We start from the raw sequence: 3,421 nt of genomic DNA, 5'->3' as shown, positions 1-3,421 counted from the left end.
CAACCGCGGCTACATGTATCCGCAAGGCGAGGCCGTGCAGGCCGGAGAGAAGAAGGCGCGATGTACCGATTCAAGTCCAAGGCCGACGGCGATCTGATCATGATGGATCCGGTCGGCGACCAGATGCTCCGCCTCATCGGCAGGGAGCCCGCCGCGCAGGGCATCATCGAGCTGGCGGCCTTGCCGGCGGCGATCGCGGCGCTCGAGCGGGCGATCGCCGACGCCGAGGCCCAGGCCCGCAACAGCGGGCGGCCCGGGGCGGCGCAGGGCGATGACGCCGGCGACGAGGGCGCCCGCGGCGTCGGCATCCAGCAGCGCGCCTGGCCGCTGCTCGAGATGATGCGCCGCTCGCTGGCGCAGCGCGCCGACATCGTCTGGGGAGTCTGAGCATGAAGCTGCGCAGCGACAGCTGGAGCGACGGCGAGCCGATTCCCGAGCGCTACGCGGCCGGCCGCATCGACCCGGCCGGCGGCGTCGCCTTCTCCGCCAACGTCAACCCGCACATCGCCTGGAGCGACCTCCCCGCAGGCACCCGCTCGCTGGCGCTCATCTGCCACGACTTCGACGTGCCCAGCCGCGGCGACGACGTGAACCAGGAAGGGCGCGAGGTGCCGGCCGAGCTGCCCCGCGTCGACTTCTTCCACTGGGTCCTCGCCGACCTCCCGACGGCGGCGACGGCGATCGCCGAGGCCTCGTTCAGCAGCCGCTTCGACGCGCGCGGCAAGCCGGGCCCGGCCGTCACGGTGCGCGGCTTCGAGCAGGCGCGGCACGGCATCAACGACTACACGAACTGGTTCGCCGGCAACGCCGAGATGGCCGGCGACTACTTCGGCTACGACGGGCCGTTCCCGCCCTGGAACGATTCGCTGGTCCACCACTACGTCTTCACGCTGTATGCGCTCGACGTCGCGCGGGCCGGCGTCGAGGGCCGGTTCACCGGCGCGGACCTGCGCCGCGCCATCCACGGCCACGTCGTCGGCCAGGCGACGTACTCGGGCACCTACACCCTGAACCGACGGCTGCTGGGATCCTGATGACCGCGGCAGCGGCGGACCCGCACGACGCGGAGGTCACGCGCGTCGTCGCCGTCCGCCACGGCGAGACGGACTGGAACGCCGAGATGCGCATGCAGGGCCAGCTCGACACCGCCCTCAGCGCGCGCGGCCGCTGGCAGGCGGCCCGGGCGGCGGAGGCTCTCGAAGGCGAAGGCATCGAGGCGATCTTCGCCAGCGACCTGGCGCGCGCCTTCGACACTGCGAGCGCCATCGCCGACCGGCTCGGCCTGCCGATCGTCGTCGACACCGGCCTGCGCGAGCGCAGCTTCGGCATCTTCCAGGGCTTCACCTATGCCGAGATCGACGCCCGCTGGCCGGCCGAGGCGCTGCGCTGGCGCCGGCACGAGCCGGACTTCGGCCCGCCCGAGGGCGAGACGCTGCGCGCTTTCTACGCTCGCGCCGTCGCCACCTCGGCACGCATCGCCGCCGGCCAGCCCGGCCGGACGATCGCCCTGGTGACCCATGGCGGCGTCCTCGACTGCCTGTACCGCGCCGCGTCGCGGATCGAGCTCGGCGCGGCGCGCTCCTGGCAGCTGGGCAACGCGTCGGTCAACCGCCTGCTGTACACGCCGCGCGGCTTCAGCCTCGTCGGCTGGAGCGACACCGCGCACCTCGAGGGCGAGCGCCCGCTCGACGACCAGAGCGAGGGCGACGGCCCGGTGGCCGCCGCCTCGCCGGCGATCCGCTCATGAGCGGCCTGGCCGTGCCGGCGATCGGGGCTGCCGTCGAGAGCATCGACACCCCGGCCCTCGTCATCGACGTCGACGCCATGGAGCGCAACCTCGCCGCCATGGCGGCGTTCGCTTCCGCGCACGGCGTCCGCCTGCGCCCGCACGCCAAGATGCACAAGTGCGCGACCATCGCTCGCCTGCAGATGGCGGCCGGTGCCGTCGGCGTCTGCGTGCAGAAGACGAGCGAGGCCGAGGCGCTGGCCGCGGCCGGGATCGACGACATCTACATCTCGAACGAGGTGATCGACCCGGGCAAGCTGGCCCGCGTCGCCGCCCTGGCCGGGCGCATCCGCCTGGCCATCGCGGTCGACTCGGCCGAAGGCGTCGAGCGGCTGGCCGCCGCAGTCGCCGCGGCGTCGTCGCGCATCGACGTCTTCGTCGAGGTCGACGTCGGCCACGGCCGCTGCGGGGTCGCGCCGGCGGCGGCGGGGGCCCTGGCGCAGCGCGTCGTCTCGCATGCGCCGCCCGAGGGCGGCCTCCGCTTCGCCGGCATCCAGGCCTACCACGGCCGGGCCCAGCATCTGCGCGGCGCCGACGAGCGCGAGGCGAGCTCTCGGCACGCGGCCGACCTGGCCCGCGCCGCCCAGGCCGGCATCGGCGCCGCCGGCATCGCCTGCCCGCTGGTCAGCGGCGGCGGCACCGGCACCTTCGCCTTCGACGTCGCCTGCGCGCTCTGGGGCGAGCTGCAGGCCGGCAGCTACCTCTTCATGGACCGCGACTACGCCGACAACGACGACGCCGCCGGCCTGCCCCGGTTCGAGCACGCCCTGTTCGTCAGGAGCCAGGTCGTCAGCCGCGGCGTCGCCCATGCCGTCGTCGACGCCGGGCACAAGTCGCACGCCCTCGACTCCGGGATGCCGGCGGTGTGGCAGCGCGAGCTCGACTTCACGAGCGGCGGCGACGAGCACGGCATCCTCCGCGCCCGGCCCGGCTCGACGTCGGCCGAGCTGCCGCGCCTCGGCGAGACGGTGTGGCTGGTGCCGGGGCACTGCGACCCGACCGTCAACCTGCACGACCGCTACGTGGTGGTGCGCGGCGGCCTGGCGGCAGGCTCGGTCGAGGCAGTGTGGCCGATCGAGGCACGCGGCTGCGTGTCGTGAGTGCCGGCCGCAGCGGCGCGGCTCACAGCATCGCTTCGTCGATCAGCCAGGCCATCAGCCGCAGGCCGAGGCCGACGCGGCCGTCGCCGCCGGGCTCGCCGGCCAGCTCTCGCCGGCTGGCGTCGGCGCCGGCCTGCCAGCTCAGGCGTCTGTCGGGGCTGCGCAGGCGGACTTCGTAGCTGCTCTCGCGGCGGTTGGCGTCGAGGAAGCTCGTCAGCTGGGCGCACAGCGCCGCGCTGTGGATCACCAGGCCGGCTTCGGTGTTGAAGCGGGCCGAGCGCGGGTCCATGTTCATCGAGCCGATGAAGAGTCGGCCAGCGTGCGCATCGCCTCCTCGCCGGGAATGAAGTACGGCGAGGCCAGCTGCACGCTGCGCCGCGCCGAGCGCAGCAGGGCGAGGTGGGCGGCCGCCACGGTGGCCGCAGCAGCGGGCCGGGCGGCATCGGCCTTCATCGGCTCGTCGGCCAGCAGCTCGTGGGCGGCGCCGAGGAGCTCGACCCGGCCGCGCGCCAGCTCGTCGTCGAAGGCCGACTCG

The 3,421-nt window shown here is 74.3% G+C and carries 5 protein-coding genes and 1 pseudogene; 4 read left to right on the top strand and 2 right to left on the bottom strand.

Features of this window, described 5'->3' with window-relative positions; all coding sequences use genetic code 11:
- The first annotated feature begins 60 nt into the window (after positions 1-60).
- From AC30N0_RS15775 to AC30N0_RS15760, 4 genes are read left to right on the top strand one after another with little or no spacing between them, the layout of a single operon-like run.
- A complete protein-coding gene (locus tag AC30N0_RS15775; protein WP_489518853.1) occupies positions 61-387 on the top strand; it encodes a DUF1840 domain-containing protein in 327 nt (108 codons plus the stop codon).
- 2 nt (positions 388-389) lie between these two features.
- Positions 390-1,034, top strand: a complete 645-nt coding sequence (locus AC30N0_RS15770; RefSeq protein ID WP_489518852.1) for a YbhB/YbcL family Raf kinase inhibitor-like protein — start codon at positions 390-392, stop codon at positions 1,032-1,034.
- Positions 1,034-1,747 (top strand): histidine phosphatase family protein, encoded by a 714-nt coding sequence (locus AC30N0_RS15765; RefSeq protein WP_489518851.1) that lies wholly within the window; start codon positions 1,034-1,036, stop codon positions 1,745-1,747. The genes AC30N0_RS15770 and AC30N0_RS15765 overlap by 1 nt, the downstream gene beginning before the upstream one ends.
- Positions 1,744-2,886: a DSD1 family PLP-dependent enzyme gene (locus AC30N0_RS15760; protein ID WP_489518850.1), complete on the top strand. Its 1,143-nt coding sequence runs from the start codon at positions 1,744-1,746 to the stop codon at positions 2,884-2,886. Before AC30N0_RS15765 ends, AC30N0_RS15760 begins: the two co-directional genes overlap by 4 nt.
- Positions 2,887-2,908: 22 nt before the next feature.
- Here the strand turns inward: AC30N0_RS15760 and AC30N0_RS15755 are convergent, their stop codons facing one another.
- Positions 2,909-3,181 carry a phospholipase D-like domain-containing protein gene (locus AC30N0_RS15755; RefSeq protein WP_489518849.1) on the bottom strand — a complete coding sequence of 91 codons (273 nt, stop codon included), beginning with the start codon at positions 3,179-3,181 and terminating at the stop codon, positions 2,909-2,911.
- Positions 3,178-3,421 (bottom strand): annotated as a pseudogene (locus AC30N0_RS15750) (hypothetical protein); the annotation flags it as partial. The gene AC30N0_RS15755 and the pseudogene AC30N0_RS15750, both read right to left, overlap by 4 nt.

The sequence above is a fragment of the Rhizobacter sp. genome (assembly GCF_031412495.1).
GTDB lineage: Bacteria > Pseudomonadota > Gammaproteobacteria > Burkholderiales > Burkholderiaceae_C > Schlegelella_A.
The sequence above is the reverse complement of the archived record's forward strand: the minus strand, read 5'-3'. Positions and strand labels throughout refer to the sequence as shown.

Excerpts from the sequence above, each read along its gene's own strand:
- AC30N0_RS15770 (WP_489518852.1), top strand. The coding sequence starts at position 390 with ATGAAGCTGCGCAGCGACAGCTGGAGCGACGGCGAGCCGATTCCCGAG.
- AC30N0_RS15755 (WP_489518849.1), bottom strand. The coding sequence starts at position 3,181 with ATGAACATGGACCCGCGCTCGGCCCGCTTCAACACCGAAGCCGGCCTG.
- AC30N0_RS15775 (WP_489518853.1), top strand. The coding sequence starts at position 61 with ATGTACCGATTCAAGTCCAAGGCCGACGGCGATCTGATCATGATGGAT.
- AC30N0_RS15765 (WP_489518851.1), top strand. The coding sequence starts at position 1,034 with ATGACCGCGGCAGCGGCGGACCCGCACGACGCGGAGGTCACGCGCGTC.
- AC30N0_RS15760 (WP_489518850.1), top strand. The coding sequence starts at position 1,744 with ATGAGCGGCCTGGCCGTGCCGGCGATCGGGGCTGCCGTCGAGAGCATC.